Below are 23,195 nucleotides of genomic sequence, written 5' to 3'. Positions count from 1 at the left end.
CTATTTGCGCCTCAGTGATCAAGGACGATGCCGTACGGAGAAACCCTGAAAATATTTTGAAAAAGTTGCACTCAGGATGCTTTGCCTTCGCGCAACACCAGCAAATACGGGGTGTAGTGCTCGGCGTGCAGGTTGAGGGTGTACTCCAACGCCTTGATTACTGCGTCGGGCTTGTCGATCTCGAACACGCCGGACACCACGCGGTTACGCAACGCATCCCCCAGTACCAACGTTTTTCCGGGCCAGTAGCGGTTCAGCTCGGTGACCACTTCCGACAGCGGCTGCTGGCGAAACACCAATTGCCGTTGACGCCAGGCAAAACCGCTGGCCGGGTCGAAACCGTGGACATCGGCCAGGTGCTGGTCCTGATATTCCACTGCCAGCCCAGGTTCCAGGTACACCGGTGTACCGCTGCCGGCACTCACCTGCACCTTGCCTTGGGCCACTTGCACTCGCGTCTGCGCATCACGCCGAGCCACGCTGAATTGGGTGCCGACCACCTTGACCCAGCCATCGCCGGACTGCACCACGAACGGCCGCGTCGGGTCTTTGGTCACGCTGAAAAAACCTTCGCCGCGCAGCAGACGAATCTGACGCTCACCGCCGCTCATACGCACTTGAATCGCGCTGTCGGTATTGAGTTGTAACTGGGAGCCGTCTGCCAATTCAACGGTACGAGACTCGCCGGTGCCGGTGGCGTAGTCCGCACGCAGGCGGTCGAGCCAAGGGGTGTTTTGTACGGTCAGCCCTACCGCCAGCAACACGGCGGCGGCGCATGCCCAACGTCGCGCAGGTTTGCGCCAGGCGGCCTGTTCGGCACGGCGCACCACCCGGGCCGGCTCACGCAAGCCGCCGAGCAGCGCCTGCACTTCCTGCCAGGCGTCATCCTGGGCCTGTCCTTGGCCGAGCCAGGCGGCAAAGTTTTCCATTTCGGCTGGGGTGACGTCCTCGGCCTGCAGGCGGAAGTACCAACCGGACGCTTCTTCGAACAATTCGTCGGCAGTGGGGGTGGCGGTCATGACCGACGTCCTTGTGTGTCGCAGGCGAGCCGCGTCTTAATGTAGGCGCGGCATTCAATCAAGGCGCGACGCAATTGGTATTCCACACTGCGCGGGGTGATGGACAGACGCTCGCCAATCTCGCGGTAGGAAAGTTCGTCGACATGATAGAGCAGGAAGATCTGCCGAGTCGCTTCGGGCAACGCCAGGATTGCGTCCTGCATCAGTTGTTCCTGCTGGTAGGCGGCCAATTGTTCGTCGGCACCAGGGTTGGTGCACGGCAGTTCTTCGCTGGGTTCGCCAGCATCGAGGCGCTCGCGGCGGATGGCCTGGCGCTGATGATCGCGCACCAGGTTGCTGGCGATGGTGAAGAGAAAGGCTGGAAGGTTATCGATCTTCTCGCCCGAATCCAGGCGCGCCAGACGCAGGAACGATTCCTGGGTCAGGTCAGCAGCCACCTGGGCGCTGCCCGTGCGTCGGGTGACGAAGGCTTCGAGGGCTTTTTTCTGCTCCGCGAACAGGCGCGCGATCTGCGAATTCCAGGAGAGCACGGCACGACCTTGAGAAGAACGAGGGGTTCAGGAGGTGCGCACGCTAGCAGAGGATGAGATTGGTTCGCAATTGATATCTATTTTTTACTGTGGGTTCGGCGGTGTTATTGAGGGCGCTATCGCAGGCAAGCCAGCTCCCACTTTTTGATTGTGTGAACCCGATCAAGTGTGGGAGCTGGCTTGCCTGCGATGGGGGCAACTCGGTATTACTGAATCTCCTCCGGCTTCACGATCACCCAGTTCTTATCGGCAGTCACCGGCAGCCCTTCCTTGGCCTGCGCCGCTGCATGCTTGGCCATCATGCCGTTCAGTTGGGTCATGTATTTGTCTTTACGGTTGACCCACAAATGGATGCCGCCCTTGGCCACGTCCACATCATGGAACAGCATGTAGCCGTCGCTGCTGGGCGTATCCCCGCCGACGATCACCGGTTTCTTCCACTCGTCGATATAGGTGAGGATCGCAGCATGCTTACCGGCCATCCAGGTTGCCGGGGTCCACAGGTAAGGCGTGAGCTCCAGGCCGAGGTTGGCCTTCTCGTCATATTTTCCAGCGGCGATTTGTTTGCGCGCGGTGGTCAGCTCGCCGGTCTTGCGGTCCTTGAGCAACGTGCTCACACCGATGACGTTCTCGGGTTTGACGTTGTAGCCGTACTTCGGATCGGCGGCGACCATGCGCACCAGCTCTTCCGAGGCGGCGGTCATCACGTACACCTCGATGCCGTTTTCCATCAACTTGTTGTACAGCTCGGCCTGGCCGGTGAAGACCTTCGGCGGCTGCACCTCGGAGTTCTTCACCACGTCGCCCTCGTAATAGGTGACGGGCACGGGCTTGCCGGAGGCCATCAGCTCATCCACGTAGCCCTTGAGTTCCTTGAGGGTGAAGCCGGAAAAAATCTGCGCAACCCACGGGTAGCAGACCATGTCGTCGACTTCGCAGAGGCGATAGTAGTAGCTGAACAGGCTTTCCTTGTGGTCGGCGGTGTCTTTGAACGGGATCAGCTTGAGGGACGGGTCCATGCTGTCGCGGGTGATCAGGCCCTTGTTTTCCAGGTAGGGCAGCAAGGACTCTTCGAGGTCGTAGCGGTAGCTGGTGTTGTCCATGTCGAACACCGCGAAGTTACCCTTGTTGGCGTTGGCGGCGATCATTTCGTTCAGTTGCTTGGCGGCAGGCGCCGGCCAGTGTTTCAACTCGGTGGCGGCGAATGCCTGGCTGACAAGGCCAAGGCAGAAGGCGGCGGCAAGCAGTTTTGGCGCGAGCTTCATGAGCGTTTTCTCCCTGAGTGAAAGACATCGACGCTAACAAATCTGTGTGACAGTTCCCGTCCGAGCGCGACCGCTTGCGTCGTGATTGCGCCAATGCCGTACGCCTGGGCGTCAGCGGCTTATTCCAAAAACGACAGTCACCATTCCATCTTGTTATTAATTCATTAGATATCAAGCTGTTAGGCTTTCCGGTTCGCAATCGCAGGCTCACGCGATTGGCAGCCTCTTACGGAGCTTCAATGAATCTGCCCCTGATTCTCAACTTACTGGTGTTCGTGGCCCTGTTACTGGGCCTGGCACAAACCCGACGTACCAATTGGAGCCTGGCCAAGAAGGTGTTGTTTGCCTTGGTGCTGGGCGTGGCGTTTGGTGTGGCGCTGCATACGATCTACGGCGCCGGCAACCCGGTGCTCAAGGCCTCTATCGGCTGGTTTGACCTGGTCGGCAATGGCTATGTGCAATTGCTGCAAATGATCGTGATCCCGCTGGTATTTGCCTCGATCCTCAGCGCTGTGGCCCGTCTGCACAACGCTGCGTCCCTGGGCAAGATCAGCTTCCTGACCATCGGCACCCTGCTGTTCACCACTGCCATTGCGGCGTTGATCGGCATCGGCTTGACCAACCTGTTCGGCCTTACCGCCGAAGGCCTGGTGGCCGGCACCCAGGAAATGGCACGCCTGCAAGTGATCCAGAGTGACTACGCGGGCAAGGTCGCCGACCTGAATATCCCGCAACTGCTGCTGTCGTTCGTGCCGTCGAACCCGTTCGCCGACCTGGCCCGGGCCAAGCCGACGTCGATCATCAGCGTAGTGATTTTTGCTGCATTCCTGGGGGTTGCCGCGCTGCAATTGCTCAAGGATGACGTGGAAAAAGGCCAGAAAGTCCTCAACGCCATCGACACCCTGCAAGCCTGGGTGATGCGCCTGGTGCGCCTGGTGATGAAGCTCACGCCCTACGGTGTATTGGCGTTGATGACCAAGGTGGTCGCCGGTTCCAACCTGCAGGACATCATCAAGCTCGGCAGTTTTGTGGTGGTGTCGTACCTGGCCCTGGGCCTGATGTTCGTGGTGCACGGCCTGTTGCTCTCCCTGGCCGGCATCAACCCGCTGCGCTTCTTCCGCAAAGTGTGGCCGGTACTGACATTTGCCTTCACCAGCCGCTCCAGCGCCGCAGCCATTCCGCTGAGCATTGAGGCGCAGACCCGCCGCCTAGGCATCCCGCAGTCCATCGCCGGGTTCGCTGCCTCGTTTGGTGCAACCATCGGCCAGAACGGTTGCGCCGGTCTTTACCCTGCGATGTTGGCGGTGATGGTTGCGCCGACCGTGGGCATCAACCCGCTGGACCCGCTGTGGATCGCGACCCTGGTGGCCATTGTGACGTTGAGTTCGGCTGGGGTTGCCGGCGTTGGCGGCGGTGCGACGTTTGCCGCGTTGATCGTGCTGCCGGCCATGGGTTTGCCAGTGTCACTGGTGGCGCTGCTGATTTCGGTAGAGCCGCTGATCGACATGGGCCGTACGGCGCTGAACGTGAACGGCTCGATGACGGCGGGGGCGATTACCAGCCAGATCATGGGTCAGACGGACAAGGCGCTGCTGGATGCCGATGAGCATGCTGATTTAGCGCAGGCCTGATAGACCGCATTCGCGAGAAAGCCCGCTCCCACATTTTGACCACATTCTCATGTTAGAACTCGGTCAAATGTGGGAGCGGGCTTGCTCGCGAAGCTCTTAGGCTTTTTCCCAAACCTCAAAGTTGTACGCCGGTTTGTCACCCTCGGCTGGGTTCTCCAGGTTCGACACCAGCTTCCACTGCCCCAGATCAAACTCCGGAAACCAAGCATCCCCTTCCGGGCTCAGCGCCACTCGCGTCAGATACAGGCGATCCGCCTGCTCCAGCCCCTGCGCATACAACTGCGCGCCGCCGATCAGCATCAGTTCATCCACGCCCTGCGCCAGCGCCCATTCTTCGGCACGCTCTACCGCTGCATCCAGCGACGGAAAAACTTCCGCACCTTCAAGCGTCAGATCGGTCTGACGGCTGACCACGATGTTCAAGCGCCCCGGCAACGGTCGGCCCAGGGAGTCCCAGGTCTTGCGCCCCATGATGATCGGCTTGCCAAGCGTGGTGGCCTTGAAATATTTGAAATCGCCCGGCAAATGCCAGGGCATGCTGTTGTCGACGCCGATCACGCGGTTTTCACCGAGGGCTGCGATCAGGCTTAAAGGGAGAGTTTTTTTCATGGCGACGAGAATACCAGAGCCCCGAGCCAGGGGTTATGCTCCAGGCTCACAAACACAACAGGACAGCGCGTGACTCCTCTGCACACACTCTGGCTGACAGAAACCGTGCGCCTGCGCGAAGAACACGCAGGGCCCCTGGAAGACCTGGAAGCCAACCGCCTGGCCCGCGCGGCCGGTGGCGATTTGCCGACGCGCATTCAACAGCGCGCCTTGCACCTGGCCGAACGTGATGGCCTGACAGTCGCCCTCACCCGCTGGCTGCAAGGGGCACGCCTGGCGCTGGTGCTGCTGGCGATCGTCGCAGTGGTCAGCGGCGCCGGCCTGGCTTTTGCCGCGCTGGGTAATGGCCTGACCCCGGTGAATGTGTTCTGGGCGCTGGGCAGCCTGCTCGGCTTGAATCTGATCCTGCTGATCAGCTGGGCCCTGGGCCTACTGTTTGCCGGCGAGCATGGCGCCAGTCTTGGGCGCCTGTGGTTGTGGCTCAGCGAAAAGCTCGCCCGTGACGCCAAGGCCGCGCAACTGGCGCCCGCGCTTTTGTTGCTGCTGCAACGCCAGAAGCTCAACCGCTGGGCCGTCGGCGTGCTGGTCAACAGCCTTTGGTTGCTGGCATTGCTCAGCGCACTGGTGATTCTTCTTACGCTGCTTGCCACACGCCGCTACGGCTTTGTGTGGGAAACCACCATTCTCAGTGCCGACACCTTCGTCGCTGTGACGCAGGCATTGGGCACCCTGCCCGCCCTGCTGGGCTTCAACGTGCCCACCGTCGAGATGATCCGCGCCAGCGGCGATTCTGCCCTGAATATCGAAAGCGCTCGCCAAGCCTGGGCCGCCTGGTTGGTGGGTGTGTTGCTGGTCTATGGCCTGCTGCCGCGCCTGATCCTCGCCCTGCTGTGCCTGTGGCGCTGGAAACGCGGGCGCGCCGCCCTGCGCCTGGACCTCAACCTGCCCGGCTACAGTCATTTGCGCGAACGCCTGATGCCCAGCAGCGAACGCCTCGGCGTCAACGACGCCGCTCCCGATCAACTGCACCACGTCACCGGCGGCGTCAGCGAACTGCACAGCGACGGCGCGCTGCTGGTGGCCATCGAGCTGGACGACCAGCACCCGTGGCCGCCCAAGCTGCCCGCCAGCGTGAACAACGCCGGCATTCTCGACAGCCGCGAATCGCGCAACAAGTTGCTGGAACAACTCACGCGCTTCCCGCCCGCACGCCTGGCCATCGCCTGCGACCCACGTCGCTCGCCGGATCGCGGCAGCCTGGCGCTGATCGCCGAGCTGGCGCGCAGCGCCACCGAAACACGGGTGTGGCTGCTGCAAGCCCCGCCCGGCCAAGCCCTGGATGCCGAGCGCTTGGGCGACTGGCACGCCGCGCTGCAGCAATTGGAGCTGCCCTTCGCCGACAGCGCACCGCTGAACTGGCTGGAGACTGGTCATGACTAAACCGCTGAAACTCGCCGTGGTCGGCCACACGAATGTCGGCAAGACCTCCCTGCTGCGCACCCTGACCCGCGACGTGGGCTTCGGCGAGGTCTCCCATCGCCCCAGCACCACGCGGCATGTCGAAGGTGCGCGCTTGTCGGTGGATGGCGAAGCGCTGTTGGAGTTGTACGACACGCCCGGCCTGGAAGATGCCATCGCCCTGCTCGATTACCTGGAGCGTCTGGACCGCCCTGGCGAACGCCTCGACGGCCCGGCCCGCCTGGCGCGCTTCCTCGAAGGTAGCGAAGCACGCCAGCGTTTCGAGCAGGAGGCCAAGGTGCTGCGCCAGTTGCTGGCCTCCGACGCCGGCCTGTATGTGATCGACGCCCGCGAACCGGTGCTGGCCAAGTACCGTGACGAGCTGCAAGTGCTGGCCAGTTGCGGCAAGCCGTTGCTGCCGGTGCTCAACTTCGTGAGCAGCAGCGACCACCGCGAGCCGGATTGGCGTGAAGCCCTGGCCCGCCTGGGCCTGCATGCGCTGGTGCGCTTCGACAGCGTGGCGCCGCCGGAAGATGGCGAACGGCGCCTCTATGAAAGCCTCGCCCTGCTGCTGGAAAGCGCGCGCCCGCAGTTGGAGCGGCTGATTCTCGACCAGGAAGCTCAGCGCCAAGCCCGCCAGCAAAGCGCCGCCCGCTTGATTGCCGAGCTGCTGATCGACTGCGCCGCGTGCCGCCGCAGCGTAGTCACCGAGGACGAACAACACGCCATCGGCGAGCTGCGCAAGGCCGTGCGCCAGCGCGAACAAAAATGCGTGGAAGCGCTGCTCAAACTGTTCGGCTTCCGCCCACAAGACGCTGCCGCCAGCGACCTGCCATTGTTGGACGGCCGCTGGGGCGATGACCTGTTCAACCCCGAGACGCTAAAGCAACTCGGCGTGCGTGTCGGCGGCGGGATCGCCGCTGGCGCAGCCGCCGGTGCGGGTGTGGACCTATTGGTTGGCGGTTTAACGCTGGGCGCCGCCGCCCTGGCGGGTGCGATTGCCGGTGGCGCGCTGCAAACCGCACGCAGCTACGGCAGCCGCCTGCTGGGCAAGATCAAGGGCCAACGCGAGCTGACCGTGGACGACAGCGTGCTGCGCCTGCTCGCCCTGCGCCAACGCCAGCTGCTCAAGGCCCTGAACCTGCGCGGCCACGCGGCGATGCACAGCATCAAGGTCGACACGCCCCAAGACAAAACCTGGCGCGAAGGCAAATTGCCGGACGCGCTGCACAAAGCCCGTGCTCACCCGCAGTGGTCGTCCCTCAATCCCCACGCCAAACTGAGCCAGGCCGAGCGTCAGGAACAAGTCGAAGCACTGGCTCAGCGCCTCGACGAAACCTAAGCGGCCAGCATCTGCCGGGCCTTAGCCTTGAGTACTTCAAGGTCGAGTACCGGCACGTGCATTTCCTTGGCTTGCTCGTCCCAATGACGCATGCGCAGGCTGACTGCGCAGAGCGGGTCCTGCTCAAACGCCTGCGCTTCTTCGGCACTCATCACGCCGCCCTGGTAACCCAGGGTGCGACGACTGGCTTCGCTCAACCGGGCGTAATAGTCCGGCTGGCTGAACGTCAGGTAACGCTTGGCCTGCACGTGATACTCCACCAGCTTGGCCATGCGCTCGCTGAAGCCTGCGCGACGTAGATAATCCGCCCCCAGCCGTTCATGGCTGACGACACCGTAGCCGCCCATATTGTCGCCGCCCTGCCCGCAGAGGTGCCCGATGTCGTGGAAAAACGCCGCCAGCACCACTTCATCGTCAAAGCCCTCGGCCATCGCCCGTTGCGCGGCCTGGGACATATGCTCGATCTGCGACACCGGCTCGCCGATGTAATCCGCCGCGCCGTGTTGCTCGTACAAGCCGAACACGTCGGCAATTGCCTGTTCCGGGTTCATCACACGGCTCCCCACAAAGTGCTGATGTTACGCTCGGCCAGCGCCGGCCCGACGCTCATGCCCACACCCGTGTGCATCAACGCCGCACTCACTCCCAGTGCGGCGCGCAGGAACGAGAACGGCCCCGGCCCGCGTGAGCCGTACACACCCTGCCAACGCTCCACCACTTGGATCTTGCAGCCCAGGGTCTGCTCGGCCAACTCGATCATCCAGTCATCCACCCGCTCGGCATTGAACGGCGAGGCATCGCTGCCGTAGTCATGGGAGTCGCCGATGATCAGTTCGCCATGGGGCGTAGGGCTGATCAACAGGTGGATGCCGTGTTCATGCAGGTGCGGTGCGTCGCGCAGGATCTGCGCCTGCACCGCCGCAGCCTCGGGCAGATCGGCGAAGGCGCCGTAGTGCACGCAACTCAGGCCGGTGAGCAAGGCGTGTTGCAGGTTGAGATTGACCGCGGGCCGGGCACGCAACATTTGCAGGCGGCAGATGCTCGGGTTGAGCTCGGCCATCGCGCCGGCCAGCAGGGTTTGGTAGTCGTGGCCTGAGCACACGATGATTTGCTCTGCGCGAAAGCTGCCTGCTGTGCTGTGAAGCTGGCCGGGTTCGACGTCGCGCACCAGAGTGGAGAAGTGAAACTCCACGTTCAATTCCTGGCTGAGGTAGTGGATCAACGCCGGGATCGCTTCCCGCGAATACAGTTGCTGGTCATCCTGGCCATGCAACGCAGCGCGATGATGGCGGAACTGGCCGCCGTACAAGTCCTTCATGGCTGCGCCCTGCAGCAACTCCACGTTGTAGCCGTGCGCCTGGGCACGATCGGCGCAGAAGGCTTCCAGCAGATGCTCTTCAGCTTCGGTGCGGGCGAACAGGTATGAACCGTTGCGCTTGAGTTGCAGGCCAGCGACCTGGGCCCAATGGCCCCAGATATCGCGGCTTTCCCGCGCCAGGTCGAGCATCGCGCCCGGCGGTTGGCCGGTAACCAGGGCCTGGCCGAAGTTGCGCACCGAAGCGCCCAGCGGCGTGGCGCTGCGTTCGAAGACCTTGACCTTGAGGCCGCGTTTGGCGGCGGCGTAGGCGTGGGACAGGCCGAGGATGCCGGCGCCCACGATCAGCAGATCATTTTGTTGTGTCATGAAGTGATGCCCTGAATTCGAAGCCGCCTTCGCGAGCAAACCCGCTCCCACAGTTTGACTTGTGAACCCATTCAAATGTGGGAGCGGGCTTGCTCGCGAAGAGGCCAATAGCCCTAACGAAAACCTTACTGACCGGCTACCTTTTCCGACTTCCCGTCATAGCGCTTGCGCCATTCGGTGAGGATGCTGTCGCGGTTCTTCGACGCCCAGGCAAAGTCGTTCTTGATCAGGCGCTGTTCGTAGTCCGCCGGCAACTCGGTCTGCGGCTTGGCAATCCCCGGCTGGGCAAGTACGGCGAAGTTGTCCTTGTACAACTCCATCGCAGCGGGGCTGGCGGAGAAGTCGGCCAGCTTCTTCGCGGCGTCCGCATGGGCAGTGCCCTTCATCACAGCCGTCGCTTCAATGTCCCAACCCAGGCCTTCTTTGGGCAGGATGATGTCCAGCGGCGCGCCCTGGCGTTTCAACTGCACCGCCGGGTACTCAAACGAAATCCCAATCGGGAACTCGCCGGATGCCGCCAGCTTGCACGGCTTGGAACCGGAGTGAACGTACTGGCCGATGTTCTGGTGCAGGTCGTCCATGTACTGCCAGCCCTGCTTCTCACCGTAGGTTTGCAGCCAGGCGCTCACGTCCAGGAAGCCCGTGCCGGATGAGGCCGGGTTAGGCATCACGATCTTGCCCTTGTACTCAGGCTTGGTCAGGTCCTGCCAGCTCACCGGCTTGGTCAGGCCCTGCTTTTCGGCTTCGACGGTGTTGAAGCAGATGGTCGCGGCCCATACGTCCATGCCGACCCAGGCCGGTGGGTTGGCAGGGTCACGGTAGTTTTTACCGATCTTGTCCAGGTCCTTCGGCGCGTAGTTATCCAGCATGCCCTGCTGGTCCAGGATCGCCAGGCTGGAGGCAGCCAGGCCCCAAACGGCATCCGCCTGCGGACGGTCTTTCTCGGCCAGAAGCTTGGCGGTGATGATCCCGGTGGAGTCACGCACCCACTTGATCTCGATGTCGGGGTTGGCCTTTTCGAATGCTTGCTTGTAGGTCTTCAACTGCTCGGCTTCGAGGGCCGTGTACACCGTGAGATCGGTCTTGGCGAAGGCATTCAGGCTGAATGCAGACAGTACGGCAGCGACCAGCGCCAGGGGCTTGAACATGCAACACCTCCTATCGGGATTATTGGCCGGGCGCGGTTTGGCGCCAGGCTTGGGAGCGACGCAGTGCGCCACGTGAAGCCCACGCCAGCAGCAGCGAGACGCCGGCCGAGGTGAACAGGATCAGGGTGGACATGGCCGCCGCACCGCCCACGTTGCCGGCGTCGTCCATGTTCAGCACGGCGACGGCGGCGAGGATGGTGTCGGGGCTGTAGAGGAAGATCGCGGCGGACACGGTGGTCATCGCCGACACAAACAGGTAGCGCACGATGTCCAGCAAGGCGGGCAAGCAGATCGGCACCGTGACTTTCAGGTAGTGACGGTACAGCGGCGCCTTGAGGGACAACGCGGCGGCTTCGAACTCGGCATCCAGCTGGCGCAGGGCCGTGGTGGCGGTCATCTGTGCGGTGGTCAAATAATGCGCAATGGTGCACACCACCAGCAGGGTCATGGTCCCGTAGAACACATGCAGCGGGTTGCCGTTGAGGTTGAAAAAGAACACGTAGCCCAGCCCCAGCACCAGCCCGGGTACGGCCATCGGCACGAAGCTGAGCATGCGCAGCGCCAGGTTCAAGCCCTTCTGCTCCTTGGTCTTTTCCATCAGGTAGGCGCCGGTGAAGATCAGCACACTGCCGATCAGCGCCGTGCACAGAGCCATGGTGAGGCTGTTGCGATAGGCCAACCAGCCACCGCCGGCGGTGTCTTCAAACTGGTAGTGATTCAGCGAAAGCGACAGGTTGTACGGCCAGAACTTCACCAGTGACGAATACACCGCCATGCCGAACACCAGCAGCAACACCGCGCAGATCAGCAACACGATGGCCAGGTAGCAGCCGTCTCTCAAACGCGACGGTGCCGGCTGAAACACTTGGGCGCGACCACTCATGGAATCGCCATGACGGCGACGCAGCCAGGCATCCACACCAAAGCTGAACAGCGCCGGCAGCAACAACACCATGCCGATCAACGCGCCGCGACCGAATTGTTGCTGACCAACGACTGCCTTGTAGGCTTCCAGCGCCAGCACTTGGTAGTCGCCACCAACGACAACAGGTACGCCGAAATCGGTGATGGTCAGCGTGAATACCAGGCAAAACGCGGCGAACACCGCCTGGCGCGTGGCCGGCCAAGTAATGCTGCGAAACGCCCGGGCCGGGCTGGCGCCCATGCTGGAGGCGGCATCGAACAGCCGCGCATCGGCCAAGGACAGCGCCGACAGCAGAATCATCAAGGCATGTGGGAAGGTGTAGATCACTTCACCCAGCACAATGCCCCAGAAGCCGTAGATATTGTCCGAGAGCAACCCACGCAACATGCCCTGGTTGCCGAACAAGTAGACCAGCGCGATGCCCGGCAACATCGACGGCGCCATCAGGGGCAGCAGCGACATACCGCGCCAAATCGCCTTGCCGGGGATTAGCGTGCGTTGCAACGCGTAGGCAAACAGGTAGGCCAGCGGTACGACAATGGCCGCCACACTCAGGGAAACTTTCAGGCTATTGCCCAGCAGCCAGTGGAAATTGGCGCTGGTTACCAACTCCCGTGCGGCGACAAGACCTCCGCCCTGCCCGGCTTCACTGCTGAACCCCCGCCAGAAAATCGCCAGCAATGGCAGCAACACCGCCACGCCCAGCAGGCACAGCCAGAGCAGCTTGCCGCCGACCACGAAGAGACGGTCGCCGAGTTCGGCGCGAGACACCTGACGCGCAACGGGCAAGGTCATGACAGCGGCCATCTCAGGCAAACACCTGCAGGCTGCGCGGCGGCAAGGCGACCCAGATGTCTTGGGCACCCAGGCGCGGCATGGCCTCCGGAGCCAGCTCGGCCAGCAGCGGGTGGCCGGGCAGTTGCTCCAACTCGAAGCTCATGCGGCAACGGTTACCGAGAAAGGTGATCTCGCGGACCTTGGCCGGGAACAGGTTTTCTTCATGCACCGGCGGGTTGACGCTGATGGCTTCCGGGCGGCAGAACAAGCGACCGGACTTGGCCACGCCAGCATCCTCGGCCAGGCGCATGTTCATCCCGCCGACCTGGGCGTGACTGGCGCTGTTGCGGCTGAACGGCAGCCAGTTGCCCTGGCCGACAAACTCCGCCACGAACGGTGTGGCCGGGCGGTCGTAGATTTCCTGGGGCGTGGCGTATTGCTCGACCTTGCCGTTGTTCATCACGGCGATGCGGTCGGCCATCAACATGGCTTCGTCCTGGTTGTGGGTGACCATCAATGTGGTGATGCCCAGGCGACGCTGCAGTTGGCGCAGCTCGGTGCACAGATGCTCACGAACGCGGGCATCAAGGGCGGACATCGGCTCATCCAGCAACAGCAAAGAAGGCGCCGGCGCCAGCGCACGGGCCAGGGCAACGCGTTGTTGCTGGCCACCAGAGAGTTGGCCGGGGTATTTCTTTTCGCTGCCCACCAGGCCTACCAGCTCGAGCATCTGCCCGACGCGCTTGCGCACTTCATCGCGGCCACTGCCGGTGAGGCCGTAGCCGATGTTCGCCTCTACCGTCAGGTTGGGAAACAGCGCGTAGGACTGGAACAGAATGCCGTAGTCGCGCGCTTGGGGAGGCAGCAGGGAAACGTCACGCTCGCCCAGGTAAAGTTCACCGCTGTCCTGGCGCTCCAGGCCAGCGATGCAACGCAACAAGGTGGTCTTGCCGCAGCCGGACGGGCCCAGCAGGCACACCAACTCCCCGGCAGCGACGTCCAGGGAGACGTTGTCCAGCGCAGTAAAGGCGCCGAAGCGTTTCTGGACACCGCGCACCTTCATTGGCGCGCCGGGCTGGGTCAGGACTGTGCTCATGGGGGCACCTCATCAAACTGATGAAGGCCATGCTAGGCAGGCAATGCGTCGCTCATGTGGCAGGAAGGCAAAAGCGGGTGATAGTGGTATTGGTGAATTTTGTAGTGAGCGGGCCTCGGTCAGAGGGGTGACATTTCTTGCGCCAACCCCAGAAAAGCCGCCGGCAACCGCGCGCCCTTTCTTTCCTTGAGGCAGTACAGATACTCCGGAATCTGCGGCGCATTCTCGATGGTCAACACGCGCAGCTGCGGGTCATGGGGCACTTCCTGGCGCGCAATGATGCTGATGCCGATATTGCGCAGCACCGCCTCGCGGATCGATTCACGGCTGCCGATCTCCAGCAGCGGCCCGTAACTCACGTTGGCGCCCTGCAGCATCCCCTCGGTCAACCGCCGCGTGGTCGAGCCCGCTTCACGCATCAACAAGGTGTGCCCAGCCAACGCGCTGAGCGGCACATGGTCGAGCTTGGCCAGGGGATGGTTGCGATGCACCGCCAGCACCAGCGGGTCGGTGCCCAGCACGCGGCGGATCAGGCGGGGATCTTCCAGCAACTGCGAGGATGCAGCCACGTCGACGCGGTAGTCATCCAGCGCTTCGAGCACCTGCTGGGAATTGCCAATCTCCACCGACACCTCAACCTGCGGCAGGCGTTCGCGAAAGGCTTTGACCAGGTCGAGGATGTAATACGGCGCCGTCGCGGCAATCCTCAGCGCGCCCTGGACCTGACCACTGTTACGCAGGAAAAACTCGATGTCCGCTTCCTGCTGCAACAGCGCCTTGACCATCGGCAGCAGGCGCGCACCTTCGTCGCTGACGGTGAGGCGGCGGCCACCGCGATAAAACAGTTCAACGCCGTATTGGCTTTCCAGGTTGCGAATCTGGGTGGTGACCGTGGGCTGGCTCAGGCCGAGTTTTTTCGCCGCCTGGGTAATGCTGCCCAGGCGGGCAACCATGAAAAAAGCCTTTAGCTCGGCACTCAGCACACCACCCTCTCATCCTCTATTTGCGCAGCAAGCGCAGGCCATTGAACACCACCAACAGGCTCACGCCCATGTCGGCGAACACCGCCATCCACATGGTGGCCATGCCCAGGAAGGTGACCGCAAGGAAGATCGCCTTGATCACCAGCGCCAGGGCGATGTTCTGCTTGAGGATACTCGACGTTTGCCGCGACAACCGAATGAATGCCGGAATCTTGCGCAAATCATCGTCCATCAAGGCCACGTCGGCGGTCTCGATGGCGGTGTCGGTGCCGGCAGCAGCCATGGCAAAACCAATCTCGGCGCGGGCCAGGGCCGGTGCGTCGTTGATCCCATCGCCGACCATGCCCACACGATGGCCTTGGCCGTAGAGGGTTTCGATAGCCTGCAGTTTGTCGGTGGGCAGCAAGTCACCCTGGGCCTGGTCGATGCCGACCTGGGCACCAATCGCCTGGGCGGTGTGGGTGTTGTCGCCAGTGAGCATCAGGGTCTTGATGCCCAACTCATGCAACTGCTGGATCGCTTCGCGACTGCTGTCCTTGACGGTATCGGCCACGGCAAACAGTGCCAGCGGGCCGGACTTGTCGAGCAGCAGCACCACGGACTTGCCTTGTTTCTCCAGGGCGAAGAGTTTCTCTTCCAGCTCCGGTGAGCACAGGCCAAGGTCTTCCACCAGGCGGTGGTTACCCAGGTGGTAGGTTTCGCCGTTGATATCGCCGCGCACACCGCGACCGGCCAGGGCCTCAAAGTTATCCACAACGTGGCTTGGCAGGTTTTTATCCACAGCCGCATTGGCGATAGCCAGCGACACCGGGTGGTCGGAACGCCCAGCCAAACTGGCAGCCAAGGCCGGGGCACTGTCTTCGACGTTGGGGAACAGCGCCAGGTAATCGGTTTGCACCGGTTTGCCGTGGGTAATGGTGCCGGTCTTGTCGAGGGCCAGGTAATCGAGCTTGTAACCGCCCTCCAGGTACACGCCGCCCTTGATCAAGATGCCTTTGCGCGCTGCCGCCGCCAGGCCGCTGACGATAGTTACCGGGGTCGAGATCACCAGCGCGCAGGGGCACGCAACCACCAGCAGCACCAGGGCGCGGTAGATCCAGTCGAACCACGCGCCGGCCATGAACAGCGGTGGAATCAACGCCACGCCTAGCGCAAACAGGAACACCGCCGGGGTGTAGACCTTCGAAAAGCTGTCGACAAACCGCTGGGTCGGCGCCCTCGCGCCCTGGGCCTGTTCCACCGCGTGGATGATGCGCGCCAGGGTGGAGTTGTTGGCCGCAGCGGTCACTTTGTATTCAAGGGAACCGGCCTGGTTGATCGTCCCGGCGAAGACTTTATCGCCCACGGTCTTTTCAATCGGCAGGCTTTCACCGGTGATCGGCGCTTGGTCGATGGTGGATTGACCAGCGGTGACCTCACCATCCAGGCCGATGCGCTCACCGGGTTTTACCCGCACAATTGCGCCCAATTCGATACTTTTAACTTCCTGTTCCGCCCACGAACCATCGGCCTGTTGCACCGTGGCCTGCTCCGGGGTCATTTGCATCAAGCCGCTGATGGCGTTGCGCGCACGGTCCAGGGACTTGGCTTCGATCAGCTCGGCCACGGTGAACAGGAACATCACCATCGCCGCTTCCGGCCACTGGCCAATCAGCACTGCGCCGGTGACAGCGATGCTCATCAACGCGTTGATGTTCAGGTTGAGGTTCTTGAGGGCGATCCAACCCTTTTTATAGGTGGTGAGGCCACCGCTGAGGATCGACACCAACGCCACCAACGCAATCACCCAGGTGGGCGCGGCATTGGTGAAGTGCAGCACCTCGGCACCCAGTGCACCGATGCCGGACAATGCCAGCGGCCACCAGTGTTTCTTGGCCGGTGGCGCGGCAGCCGGGGCACCGTCTTCAATCGGGTCGGCTTGCATGCCGATGGATTTAATCGCCTCGATGATCGGCGCGGTGCTCGGCAGGTCGTGGGTCACGCCGAGAATCCGGTTGATCAGGTTGAATTCCAGTTGCTGCACGCCTGCGAGCTTGCCCAGTTTGTTCTGGATCAGCGTCTGTTCGGTGGGGCAGTCCATGGCTTCGATGCGGAAAGTGCTCACACGCGAGCCGGCGGTCGGCGCTTCGCTGAGCGTGACAACGGCAGGCGCCGCAGCACCGGAGCAGCAGGAGTCGCCCGCATGGTCGTGCTTTTTGACCGGCGTCAGTTTGGGGCCATGGTCGTGGCTATGGTCATGACCATGATCGTGGTTGTGATCATGTTTATTCGGGGTGTGGATGGAATCGCTCATTCTGTCGCGTCCGTAAAGGTGCCTGTTGCCAAGTAAAGACCCTGTAGCCACTATAGGGTCAAGCACCCATCTGGAGATTGCTGCAATGAAGATCGGCGAACTGGCCAAACTGACCGACTGCCCGGTAGAAACCATCCGTTACTACGAGAAGGAAGGCCTGCTGCCGCCTCCGGCGCGCACCGACGCCAACTACCGCGTGTATACCCAGGCGCATACCGAACGGCTGATCTTCATCCGTAACTGCCGCAGTTTGGACATGACGCTGGAGGAGATCCGCAGCCTGCTGGGTTTGCGTGACAGTCCCCAGGACCAGTGCGAGAGTGTGAATGCGTTGATCGACGAGCATATCCACCATGTCAAAGCGCGGATCGATGGGCTGCTGGCGTTGCAGGAACAGTTGCTGGACCTGCGCCAACGCTGCGGCGGCGGGGAGCAATGCGGGATTTTGCAGCGGCTGGAGGTCAGCGGGAGCGTGGCGGCCAGCGAGGCGGAGCCTTCGCATGTGGGCAGAAGCCATGGTCACTAGCCAGGGGTGAAAACCGAATCAAACTGTGGGAGCTGGCTTGCCTGCGATGGCTGAGTGTCAGGCGACATCTATGTCGCTGATCCACCGCAATCGCAGGCAAGCCAGCTCCCACATTTTATGACCAAGGCAGCCTTTAGATAGCGACGTCAGCCTTGATGCTTGGATCAGCGTCGTAACCCACAATCTCAAAATCTTCGAACTTATAGTCATAGATCGACGCAGGTTTACGCTTGATCACCAGCTCCGGCAACTTCTTCGGCGTGCGCGCCAGTTGGGTCTGGATCTGTTCCATGTGGTTGCTGTAGGCGTGGGTGTCGCCCGTGGTGACGATGATCTCGTGGGGGATCAGGTCGCACTGCTGCGCCAGCATATGGGTGAGCAACGCCAGGGCAGCGGTGTTGTACGGCAGGCCGAGGAACACGTCGGAGCTGCGGATGTACAACTGCATCGACAGGTGACCGTCGTGCACGAACGCCTGGTACAGCAGGTGGCACGGCGGCAGGGCTTGCTTGCCGTTGCGTGCGTTTTCCTGGGGGCTCTTGGTTTCGTCGGGCAGGTACTCGACGTTCCAGCCGTGGAACAGGATGCGGCGGCTGTTGGGGCTGGTCTTCAGCGTCTCGACCATGTAGTCGATCTGGTTGATCTTGCCGCCGTCCTTGGTTGGCCAGGCAGTCCACTGCTCGCCGTACACCGGGCCGAGGTCGCCATCTTCGGTGGCCCATTCGTCCCAGATGCGCACGCCGTTTTCATTCAGCCACTTGATGTTGGTGTTGCCGCTCAACATCCAGATCAATTCGTTGGCGATGCTTTTGAAGTGAAGCTTCTTGGTGGTCAGCAGCGGGAAGCCGTCGGCCAAGTTATGCCGATACTGACGGGCGAACACGGCCTTGGTGCCGGTGCCGGTGCGATCGCCCTTGGTCAATCCATTGGTCACGACGTCGTTCAGTAGCTCGAGATATTGCTTCATTTTGGTACCCGTATCGTTGAAGCCGGAACCTGGAGGCCCCGGCATTCGAATTTAAAGCGTCGCGCTCTTGATAGGCTGCGGACGGTTGTACGCCCACCACAACAAGCCCAGGCCGCCGAGGATCATCGGCAAGCTGAGGATCTGGCCCATGGTCACCCAACCAAACGCCAAGTAGCCCAGCTGTGCATCCGGCACGCGCACGAACTCGACGATGAAGCGGAAGATCCCGTAGAACAGCGCGAACATGCCCGACACCGCCATGGTAGGGCGTGGCTTGCGCGAGAAGATGTAGAGGATAAGGAACAGCGCCACGCCTTCCAACGCGAATTGATACAGCTGCGACGGATGGCGCGGCAATTGTGCCGGGTCGCTGAACGGCGGAAAGATCATGGCCCACGGTAAGTCGGTCGGCTTGCCCCACAGTTCGGCGTTGATAAAGTTGCCGATACGCCCAGCCCCCAAGCCAATCGGCACCATGGGCGCGACGAAGTCCATCAGTTGGAAGAACGACTTGCCGTTGCGACGGCCAAACCACCAGGCGGCGATCATCACGCCGATAAACCCACCGTGGAACGCCATGCCGCCTTTCCACACTTCAAAAATCAGCGTTGGCTGCGCGATGTAGGCGGGAAGATCGTAGAACAGCACATACCCGAGGCGCCCGCCGACGATCACCCCCATCGACAACCAGAAAATCAGGTCGGAGAGCTTCTCCTTGGTCCAGGTCGGGTCGAACCGGTTCAGGCGTCGGGAGGCCAGGAACCAGGCACCGCCGATGCCGATCAGGTACATCAACCCGTACCAGTGGATTTTCAGCGGACCGATGGCCAAGGCCACCGGGTCGATCTGCGGGTAAGGCAGCATTGCGACTCCTCGTTAAATCATTCGTTATAGCGACCGGACCATGCCGGGCCGCGATTAAGCCTGCATTACAACAAAAAGTTTAAGCCGACACAGAACAGCAGCCCGGCGAACAACCGCTTAAGCAAGCGCGGTGACAACTTGTGTGCCAGGCGCGCGCCGAAGCGGGCAAATACCATACTGGTCAGGGCAATGCCCAGCAGCGCCGGCAAATACACGAACCCTAGACTATGAGCGGGCAACAGCGGGTCTTGCCAGCCCAGAATCATGAAACTTAATGCACTGGCCACCGCGATGGGCAGGCCGCAGGCAGAAGACGTGGCCACCGCCTGTTGCATCGGCACGCTGCGCCAGGTCAAGAACGGCACGGTCAGCGAGCCGCCGCCAATGCCGAAGATCGCCGAAGCCCAGCCAATCACCGTACCTGCGAGGGTCAGACCGACCTTGCCCGGCACCGTTCGACTCGCCTTGGGTTTGACCTCCAGGGCCAGTTGCACGGCCACCAGCAGGGCAAACACACCGATGATTTTTTGCAGGTTCGGGCCGGAAATCGCTTCGGCGGTCAACGCACCAAACCCAGCGCCGACCAGGATACCCACGGTCATCCACACAAAGATCGGCCAACGCACCGCGCCACGCCGATGGTGCTCGCGCACGGCGTTGACCGAGGTAAAGATGATGGTCGCAAGCGAAGTGCCCACGGCCAGGTGGGTCAGCACTTGCGGGTCGAAACCCTGCAAGGTAAAGCTGAACACCAGCACCGGCACGATGATGATCCCGCCGCCCACGCCGAACAGCCCGGCGAGCACGCCCGCACAGGCGCCCAGTGCTAAATACAGCAGAAATTCCATGGGAGCCCCCCAGACAAGTCCGGCATGTTAACGGATGGAAGGCATGCGACCCAACTGGATACGATGGAACGCCTGTGCCTGAGTGCGTAGAGTGGCAAAAAACACAAAAGGGATCGCCTGATGTGCCTGATTGTTTTCGCCTGGCGGCCGGGCCATGCCCAACCGCTGATCGTCGCGGCCAACCGTGATGAGTTCTACGCCCGCCCCAGCCTGCCGCTGGCACAGTGGCTGGATGCCCCCGACGTTTATGCTGGCCGCGATCAGGAAGCGGGTGGTACGTGGCTGGGGGTGAATGCCGATGGGCGCTTTGCTGCCCTCACCAACATCCGCGACCCACATCAGCCACCGGCCCGTAAGTCGCGTGGGGAGTTGGTGGCGCGCTTTCTCAATGGAACCCAACCGATTGACGACTATTTAGCCGACGTTAACGGCCGTTCCATTGAATATGCCGGGTTTAACCTGCTGGTGGGTACGCGTGATGAGCTGTGGCATTACAACGCCAACCAGACCGAGCCGACTCAGTTGAAGGCTGGGGTGTATGGGTTGTCGAACGCGGGGCTGGATACGCCCTGGCCCAAGTTGATCAAGGCCAAGGCGGCGTTGAGTGCGGTGCTGGATGATCCGCAGCCGGAGGCATTGCTGGGGATTCTGAGTGACCCGCAGACGGCGCCGTTTGCAGACTTGCCGGATACCGGGGTTGGGTTGGCGACCGAGAGTCTGCTATCCAGCGTGTTTATAGCCAGCCCCAGCTATGGGACGCGGGCGAGTACGGCGTTGATTGTGAATGCGGATGGAACGCGGCGGATGGTGGAGCGCAGTTTTGGGCCGCATGGTGGGCGGCTGGGCGAAGTGGAAATCAAGATCTAGCGATGCTTGTACTGGCCTCATCGCAGGCAAGCCAGCTCCCACAGGGGAATGCATTCCAAATGTGGGAGCTGGCTTGCCTGCGATGACGGTCTAGAGAGTTTTGGCAGAAGCCGGGTTGATCATCCGCGTCAGCCCCAGGTTCTTCAGCGCCAACTGCAACGAGCTGTGGATAACTTGCGGGTTGTCGATGGTCATCAACTCCGCCAGCAGATCCTTGGCCATGCCCAGGTCGACCTGGCGCAGCATCCACTTCACCTTCGGCAAGTTGGTGGCGTTCATCGACAGGCTGTCGAAGCCCATCGCCATCAACAGCACGGCCGCCGCCGGGTCACCGGCCATTTCACCGCAGATGCTCACCGGCTTGCCTTCGGCATGCGCGTCGCGCACTACGTGTTGCAGGGCTTGCAGCACCGCCGGGTGCAGGTAGTCGTAGAGGTCGGCCACCCGTGGGTTGTTGCGGTCCACGGCCAGCAGGTACTGGGTCAGGTCGTTGGAGCCCACGGACAGGAAGTCCACCTGCCGCGCCAGCTCTTTGGCCTGGTACACCGCCGCCGGGATTTCGATCATCACGCCGATCGGCGGCATCGGTACATCGGCGCCTTCGTCGCGTACTTCGCCCCAGGCCCGGTGGATCAGGTGCAGCGCCTCTTCCAACTCATGGGTGCCGGAGATCATCGGCAACAGGATGCGCAGGTTGTTCAGGCCTTCGCTGGCCTTGAGCATGGCGCGGGTTTGTACGAGGAAAATTTCGGGATGGTCGAGCGTGACACGAATACCGCGCCAACCCAGGAACGGGTTGTCTTCCTTGATCGGGAAATACGACAGTGACTTGTCGCCGCCGATGTCCAGGCTGCGCATAGTCACCGGCAACGGGTGGAAGGCTTGCAGTTGCTCGCGATAAATCGCCAGCTGCTCCTTCTCACTCGGGAAACGCTGGTTGATCATGAACGGCACTTCGGTGCGGTACAGCCCCACGCCCTCGGCGCCGCGCTGTTGCGCACGGGCCACATCGGCCAGCAGGCCGGTGTTGACCAACAGCGGCACGCGGTGGCCGTCGGTGGTCACGCACGGCAGCTCGCGCAATGAGTCGAGGCCCAGCGCCAGTTGCTTCTCTTCTTCAACCACTTCGGCGTATTGCTTGCGCAGCACGTCGCTGGGGTTGGTGAACACTTCACCGCGATGACCATCGACGATCATGTCGATGCCATCGACCTTGGCATACGGCAGGTCCACCAGGCCCATCACCGTCGGGATGCCCATGGCTCGGGCCAGGATCGCGACGTGGGAGTTGCCCGAGCCGAGTACCGAGACCAGGCCCACCAGTTTGCCCTCTGGCACTTCGCCGAGCATGGTGGCGGTCAGTTCTTCACTGATCAGGATGGTGTTGTCGGGGTAGACCAGGTTGGTGGTGCGGTCTTCCTGCAGCTTGGCCAGCAGACGGCGACCCAGGTCGCGCACATCCGAGGCCCGCTCGCGCAGGTAGTCGTCGTCCATCATTTCAAAACGGTTGACGTGATCGGTCACCACTTGGCGCAGCGCGCCCTGGGCCCACTGGCCGGTCTTGATCACGGTCTTGACTTCGTTCCCGAGGGACGCGTCGTCGAGCATCATCTGGTACACGTCGAACAGCGCACGCTCTTCGGGGCGCAACTGGGTGGCCAGCTTGTTCGACAGGTTGCGCATGTCGGCGCGCACGCCTTCCAGGGCCGTCTTGAACAGTTTGATTTCAGCGTCGATATCGTCGACGGTCTTGTCCGGCACCACATCGAGGTCGGCCGGCGGCAGCATGACCACCGCCGTACCGACCGCCGCACCCGGCGAACCCGGCACGCCGACGAACTTGGCTTCCTGGATGCCCTTGCCCTGACGCCCCAGGCCGCGAATCGAGCCAGTGGCTTCAGCGTGGGCGATAACCCCAGCGAGTTGCGCGCTCATGGTCACGAGGAAGGCTTCTTCACCTTCGTCGAACTGGCGGCGCTCTTTTTGCTGGATAACCAACACGCCGACGACGCGGCGGTGGTGAATGATCGGTGCGCCAAGGAACGAGGCGTAGCGCTCTTCGCCGGTTTCGGCAAAGTAGCGATAACGCGGGTGATCGGCCGCGTTTTCAAGGTTCAGGGGTTCTTCACGCGTCCCCACCAGGCCCACCAGACCTTCATTGGGCGCCATGCTGACCTTGCCGATGGAGCGCTTGTTCAAGCCCTCGGTGGCCATCAGCACAAAACGGTTGGTCTCGGGGTCCAGCAGGTAAACCGAGCAGACCTGGCTGCCCATGGCTTCCTTGACGCGCAACACAATAATCCCCAACGCCGCCTTGAGATCCTTGGCGGAGTTAACTTCCTGGACGATCTTGCGCAGCGTAT

The 23,195-nt window shown here is 62.1% G+C and carries 20 protein-coding genes; 5 read left to right on the top strand and 15 right to left on the bottom strand.

Going from position 1 to position 23,195, the window contains the following annotated elements:
* Nucleotides 1–71: 71 nt before the first annotated feature.
* The 3 genes from CFE47_RS06470 to CFE47_RS06460 all read right to left on the bottom strand — a co-directional run bounded on the left by CFE47_RS06470 (nucleotide 72) and on the right by CFE47_RS06460 (nucleotide 2,814).
* A complete protein-coding gene (locus CFE47_RS06470; protein ID WP_185709727.1) occupies nucleotides 72–1,019 on the bottom strand; it encodes a FecR family protein in 948 nt (315 codons plus the stop codon).
* A complete protein-coding gene (locus tag CFE47_RS06465; protein ID WP_135291902.1) occupies nucleotides 1,016–1,549 on the bottom strand; it encodes an RNA polymerase sigma factor in 534 nt (177 codons plus the stop codon). Before CFE47_RS06465 ends, CFE47_RS06470 begins: the two co-directional genes overlap by 4 nt.
* A gap of 206 nt (nucleotides 1,550–1,755) precedes the next feature.
* On the bottom strand, nucleotides 1,756–2,814 hold the full coding sequence (locus CFE47_RS06460; protein WP_286836000.1) for an HAD family hydrolase: 1,059 nt from the start codon (nucleotides 2,812–2,814) through the stop codon (nucleotides 1,756–1,758).
* 239 nt (nucleotides 2,815–3,053) lie between these two features.
* On the opposite strand from CFE47_RS06460, the gene CFE47_RS06455 reads away from it, so the two are divergent.
* Nucleotides 3,054–4,445 (top strand): L-cystine transporter, encoded by a 1,392-nt coding sequence (locus CFE47_RS06455; RefSeq protein WP_286835999.1) that lies wholly within the window; start codon nucleotides 3,054–3,056, stop codon nucleotides 4,443–4,445.
* Nucleotides 4,446–4,541: 96 nt separating this feature from the next.
* Here CFE47_RS06455 and CFE47_RS06450 read toward each other — a convergent pair whose 3' ends face one another.
* Nucleotides 4,542–5,054: a dihydrofolate reductase gene (locus CFE47_RS06450; protein ID WP_286835998.1), complete on the bottom strand. Its 513-nt coding sequence runs from the start codon at nucleotides 5,052–5,054 to the stop codon at nucleotides 4,542–4,544.
* A 69-nt stretch (nucleotides 5,055–5,123) separates the two neighbouring features.
* Between CFE47_RS06450 and CFE47_RS06445 the strand changes: the two genes are divergently transcribed.
* Both CFE47_RS06445 and CFE47_RS06440 read left to right on the top strand, forming a co-directional pair.
* The gene (locus CFE47_RS06445; RefSeq protein ID WP_286835997.1) at nucleotides 5,124–6,494 is read left to right on the top strand and encodes a DUF2868 domain-containing protein; all 1,371 of its coding nucleotides are present in this window, start codon (nucleotides 5,124–5,126) and stop codon (nucleotides 6,492–6,494) included.
* Nucleotides 6,487–7,854 (top strand): DUF3482 domain-containing protein, encoded by a 1,368-nt coding sequence (locus CFE47_RS06440; protein ID WP_286835996.1) that lies wholly within the window; start codon nucleotides 6,487–6,489, stop codon nucleotides 7,852–7,854. Before CFE47_RS06445 ends, CFE47_RS06440 begins: the two co-directional genes overlap by 8 nt.
* Here CFE47_RS06440 and CFE47_RS06435 read toward each other — a convergent pair.
* From CFE47_RS06435 to CFE47_RS06405, 7 genes are all read right to left on the bottom strand, one after another.
* A complete protein-coding gene (locus CFE47_RS06435; RefSeq protein WP_286835995.1) occupies nucleotides 7,851–8,405 on the bottom strand; it encodes a phosphonate degradation HD-domain oxygenase in 555 nt (184 codons plus the stop codon). The two genes, CFE47_RS06440 and CFE47_RS06435, sit on opposite strands and share 4 nt — an antisense overlap.
* Complete coding sequence (locus CFE47_RS06430; protein ID WP_286835994.1) at nucleotides 8,405–9,538, bottom strand: TIGR03364 family FAD-dependent oxidoreductase; 1,134 nt, start codon at nucleotides 9,536–9,538, stop codon at nucleotides 8,405–8,407. Before CFE47_RS06430 ends, CFE47_RS06435 begins: the two co-directional genes overlap by 1 nt.
* 125 nt (nucleotides 9,539–9,663) lie before the next feature.
* Nucleotides 9,664–10,686, bottom strand: a complete 1,023-nt coding sequence (locus CFE47_RS06425; RefSeq protein WP_286835993.1) for a putative 2-aminoethylphosphonate ABC transporter substrate-binding protein — start codon at nucleotides 10,684–10,686, stop codon at nucleotides 9,664–9,666.
* A gap of 19 nt (nucleotides 10,687–10,705) precedes the next feature.
* Nucleotides 10,706–12,418 carry a putative 2-aminoethylphosphonate ABC transporter permease subunit gene (locus CFE47_RS06420; RefSeq protein ID WP_286835992.1) on the bottom strand — a complete coding sequence of 571 codons (1,713 nt, stop codon included), beginning with the start codon at nucleotides 12,416–12,418 and terminating at the stop codon, nucleotides 10,706–10,708.
* Nucleotide 12,419: 1 nt separating this feature from the next.
* A complete protein-coding gene (locus tag CFE47_RS06415; protein ID WP_286835991.1) occupies nucleotides 12,420–13,484 on the bottom strand; it encodes a putative 2-aminoethylphosphonate ABC transporter ATP-binding protein in 1,065 nt (354 codons plus the stop codon).
* 119 nt (nucleotides 13,485–13,603) lie between these two features.
* On the bottom strand, nucleotides 13,604–14,467 hold the full coding sequence (locus CFE47_RS06410; RefSeq protein WP_286835990.1) for a LysR family transcriptional regulator: 864 nt from the start codon (nucleotides 14,465–14,467) through the stop codon (nucleotides 13,604–13,606).
* Nucleotides 14,468–14,483: 16 nt separating this feature from the next.
* The gene (locus CFE47_RS06405) at nucleotides 14,484–16,760 is read right to left on the bottom strand and encodes a heavy metal translocating P-type ATPase (protein ID WP_286835989.1); all 2,277 of its coding nucleotides are present in this window, start codon (nucleotides 16,758–16,760) and stop codon (nucleotides 14,484–14,486) included.
* Between the two features lie 85 nt (nucleotides 16,761–16,845).
* Between CFE47_RS06405 and cadR the strand changes: the two genes are divergently transcribed.
* Nucleotides 16,846–17,286: a Cd(II)/Pb(II)-responsive transcriptional regulator gene (gene cadR, locus CFE47_RS06400; RefSeq protein ID WP_257783934.1), complete on the top strand. Its 441-nt coding sequence runs from the start codon at nucleotides 16,846–16,848 to the stop codon at nucleotides 17,284–17,286.
* Between the two features lie 133 nt (nucleotides 17,287–17,419).
* Here cadR and CFE47_RS06395 read toward each other — a convergent pair whose 3' ends face one another.
* From CFE47_RS06395 to CFE47_RS06385, 3 genes are all read right to left on the bottom strand, one after another.
* Nucleotides 17,420–18,253 carry a thymidylate synthase gene (locus CFE47_RS06395; protein WP_286835988.1) on the bottom strand — a complete coding sequence of 278 codons (834 nt, stop codon included), beginning with the start codon at nucleotides 18,251–18,253 and terminating at the stop codon, nucleotides 17,420–17,422.
* A gap of 51 nt (nucleotides 18,254–18,304) precedes the next feature.
* Nucleotides 18,305–19,117: a prolipoprotein diacylglyceryl transferase gene (lgt, locus tag CFE47_RS06390; RefSeq protein ID WP_185709743.1), complete on the bottom strand. Its 813-nt coding sequence runs from the start codon at nucleotides 19,115–19,117 to the stop codon at nucleotides 18,305–18,307.
* A gap of 65 nt (nucleotides 19,118–19,182) precedes the next feature.
* Nucleotides 19,183–19,965 carry a sulfite exporter TauE/SafE family protein gene (locus CFE47_RS06385; RefSeq protein WP_286835987.1) on the bottom strand — a complete coding sequence of 261 codons (783 nt, stop codon included), beginning with the start codon at nucleotides 19,963–19,965 and terminating at the stop codon, nucleotides 19,183–19,185.
* Between the two features lie 120 nt (nucleotides 19,966–20,085).
* Here CFE47_RS06385 and CFE47_RS06380 point away from each other — a divergent pair, with 120 nt between their 5' ends.
* A complete protein-coding gene (locus tag CFE47_RS06380; RefSeq protein WP_286835986.1) occupies nucleotides 20,086–20,832 on the top strand; it encodes an NRDE family protein in 747 nt (248 codons plus the stop codon).
* A gap of 90 nt (nucleotides 20,833–20,922) precedes the next feature.
* Here CFE47_RS06380 and ptsP read toward each other — a convergent pair.
* Nucleotides 20,923–23,195: phosphoenolpyruvate--protein phosphotransferase (ptsP, locus tag CFE47_RS06375; protein ID WP_286835985.1), on the bottom strand; the 2,273-nt coding region annotated here is incomplete at its 5' end.

This window comes from Pseudomonas sp. PGPPP1, from assembly GCF_002255865.1.
Classification (GTDB): domain Bacteria; phylum Pseudomonadota; class Gammaproteobacteria; order Pseudomonadales; family Pseudomonadaceae; genus Aquipseudomonas; species Aquipseudomonas cremoris.
This window is presented reverse-complemented; position numbering and strand designations above follow the sequence as displayed.

Excerpts from the sequence above, each read along its gene's own strand:
- CFE47_RS06470 (WP_185709727.1), bottom strand. The coding sequence starts at position 1,019 with ATGACCGCCACCCCCACTGCCGACGAATTGTTCGAAGAAGCGTCCGGT.
- CFE47_RS06460 (WP_286836000.1), bottom strand. The coding sequence starts at position 2,814 with ATGAAGCTCGCGCCAAAACTGCTTGCCGCCGCCTTCTGCCTTGGCCTT.
- CFE47_RS06455 (WP_286835999.1), top strand. The coding sequence starts at position 3,054 with ATGAATCTGCCCCTGATTCTCAACTTACTGGTGTTCGTGGCCCTGTTA.
- CFE47_RS06450 (WP_286835998.1), bottom strand. The coding sequence starts at position 5,054 with ATGAAAAAAACTCTCCCTTTAAGCCTGATCGCAGCCCTCGGTGAAAAC.
- CFE47_RS06440 (WP_286835996.1), top strand. The coding sequence starts at position 6,487 with ATGACTAAACCGCTGAAACTCGCCGTGGTCGGCCACACGAATGTCGGC.
- CFE47_RS06435 (WP_286835995.1), bottom strand. The coding sequence starts at position 8,405 with ATGAACCCGGAACAGGCAATTGCCGACGTGTTCGGCTTGTACGAGCAA.
- CFE47_RS06430 (WP_286835994.1), bottom strand. The coding sequence starts at position 9,538 with ATGACACAACAAAATGATCTGCTGATCGTGGGCGCCGGCATCCTCGGC.
- CFE47_RS06425 (WP_286835993.1), bottom strand. The coding sequence starts at position 10,686 with ATGTTCAAGCCCCTGGCGCTGGTCGCTGCCGTACTGTCTGCATTCAGC.
- CFE47_RS06420 (WP_286835992.1), bottom strand. The coding sequence starts at position 12,418 with ATGGCCGCTGTCATGACCTTGCCCGTTGCGCGTCAGGTGTCTCGCGCC.
- CFE47_RS06415 (WP_286835991.1), bottom strand. The coding sequence starts at position 13,484 with ATGAGCACAGTCCTGACCCAGCCCGGCGCGCCAATGAAGGTGCGCGGT.
- CFE47_RS06405 (WP_286835989.1), bottom strand. The coding sequence starts at position 16,760 with ATGAGCGATTCCATCCACACCCCGAATAAACATGATCACAACCACGAT.
- cadR (WP_257783934.1), top strand. The coding sequence starts at position 16,846 with ATGAAGATCGGCGAACTGGCCAAACTGACCGACTGCCCGGTAGAAACC.
- CFE47_RS06395 (WP_286835988.1), bottom strand. The coding sequence starts at position 18,253 with ATGAAGCAATATCTCGAGCTACTGAACGACGTCGTGACCAATGGATTG.
- lgt (WP_185709743.1), bottom strand. The coding sequence starts at position 19,117 with ATGCTGCCTTACCCGCAGATCGACCCGGTGGCCTTGGCCATCGGTCCG.
- CFE47_RS06385 (WP_286835987.1), bottom strand. The coding sequence starts at position 19,965 with ATGGAATTTCTGCTGTATTTAGCACTGGGCGCCTGTGCGGGCGTGCTC.
- CFE47_RS06380 (WP_286835986.1), top strand. The coding sequence starts at position 20,086 with ATGTGCCTGATTGTTTTCGCCTGGCGGCCGGGCCATGCCCAACCGCTG.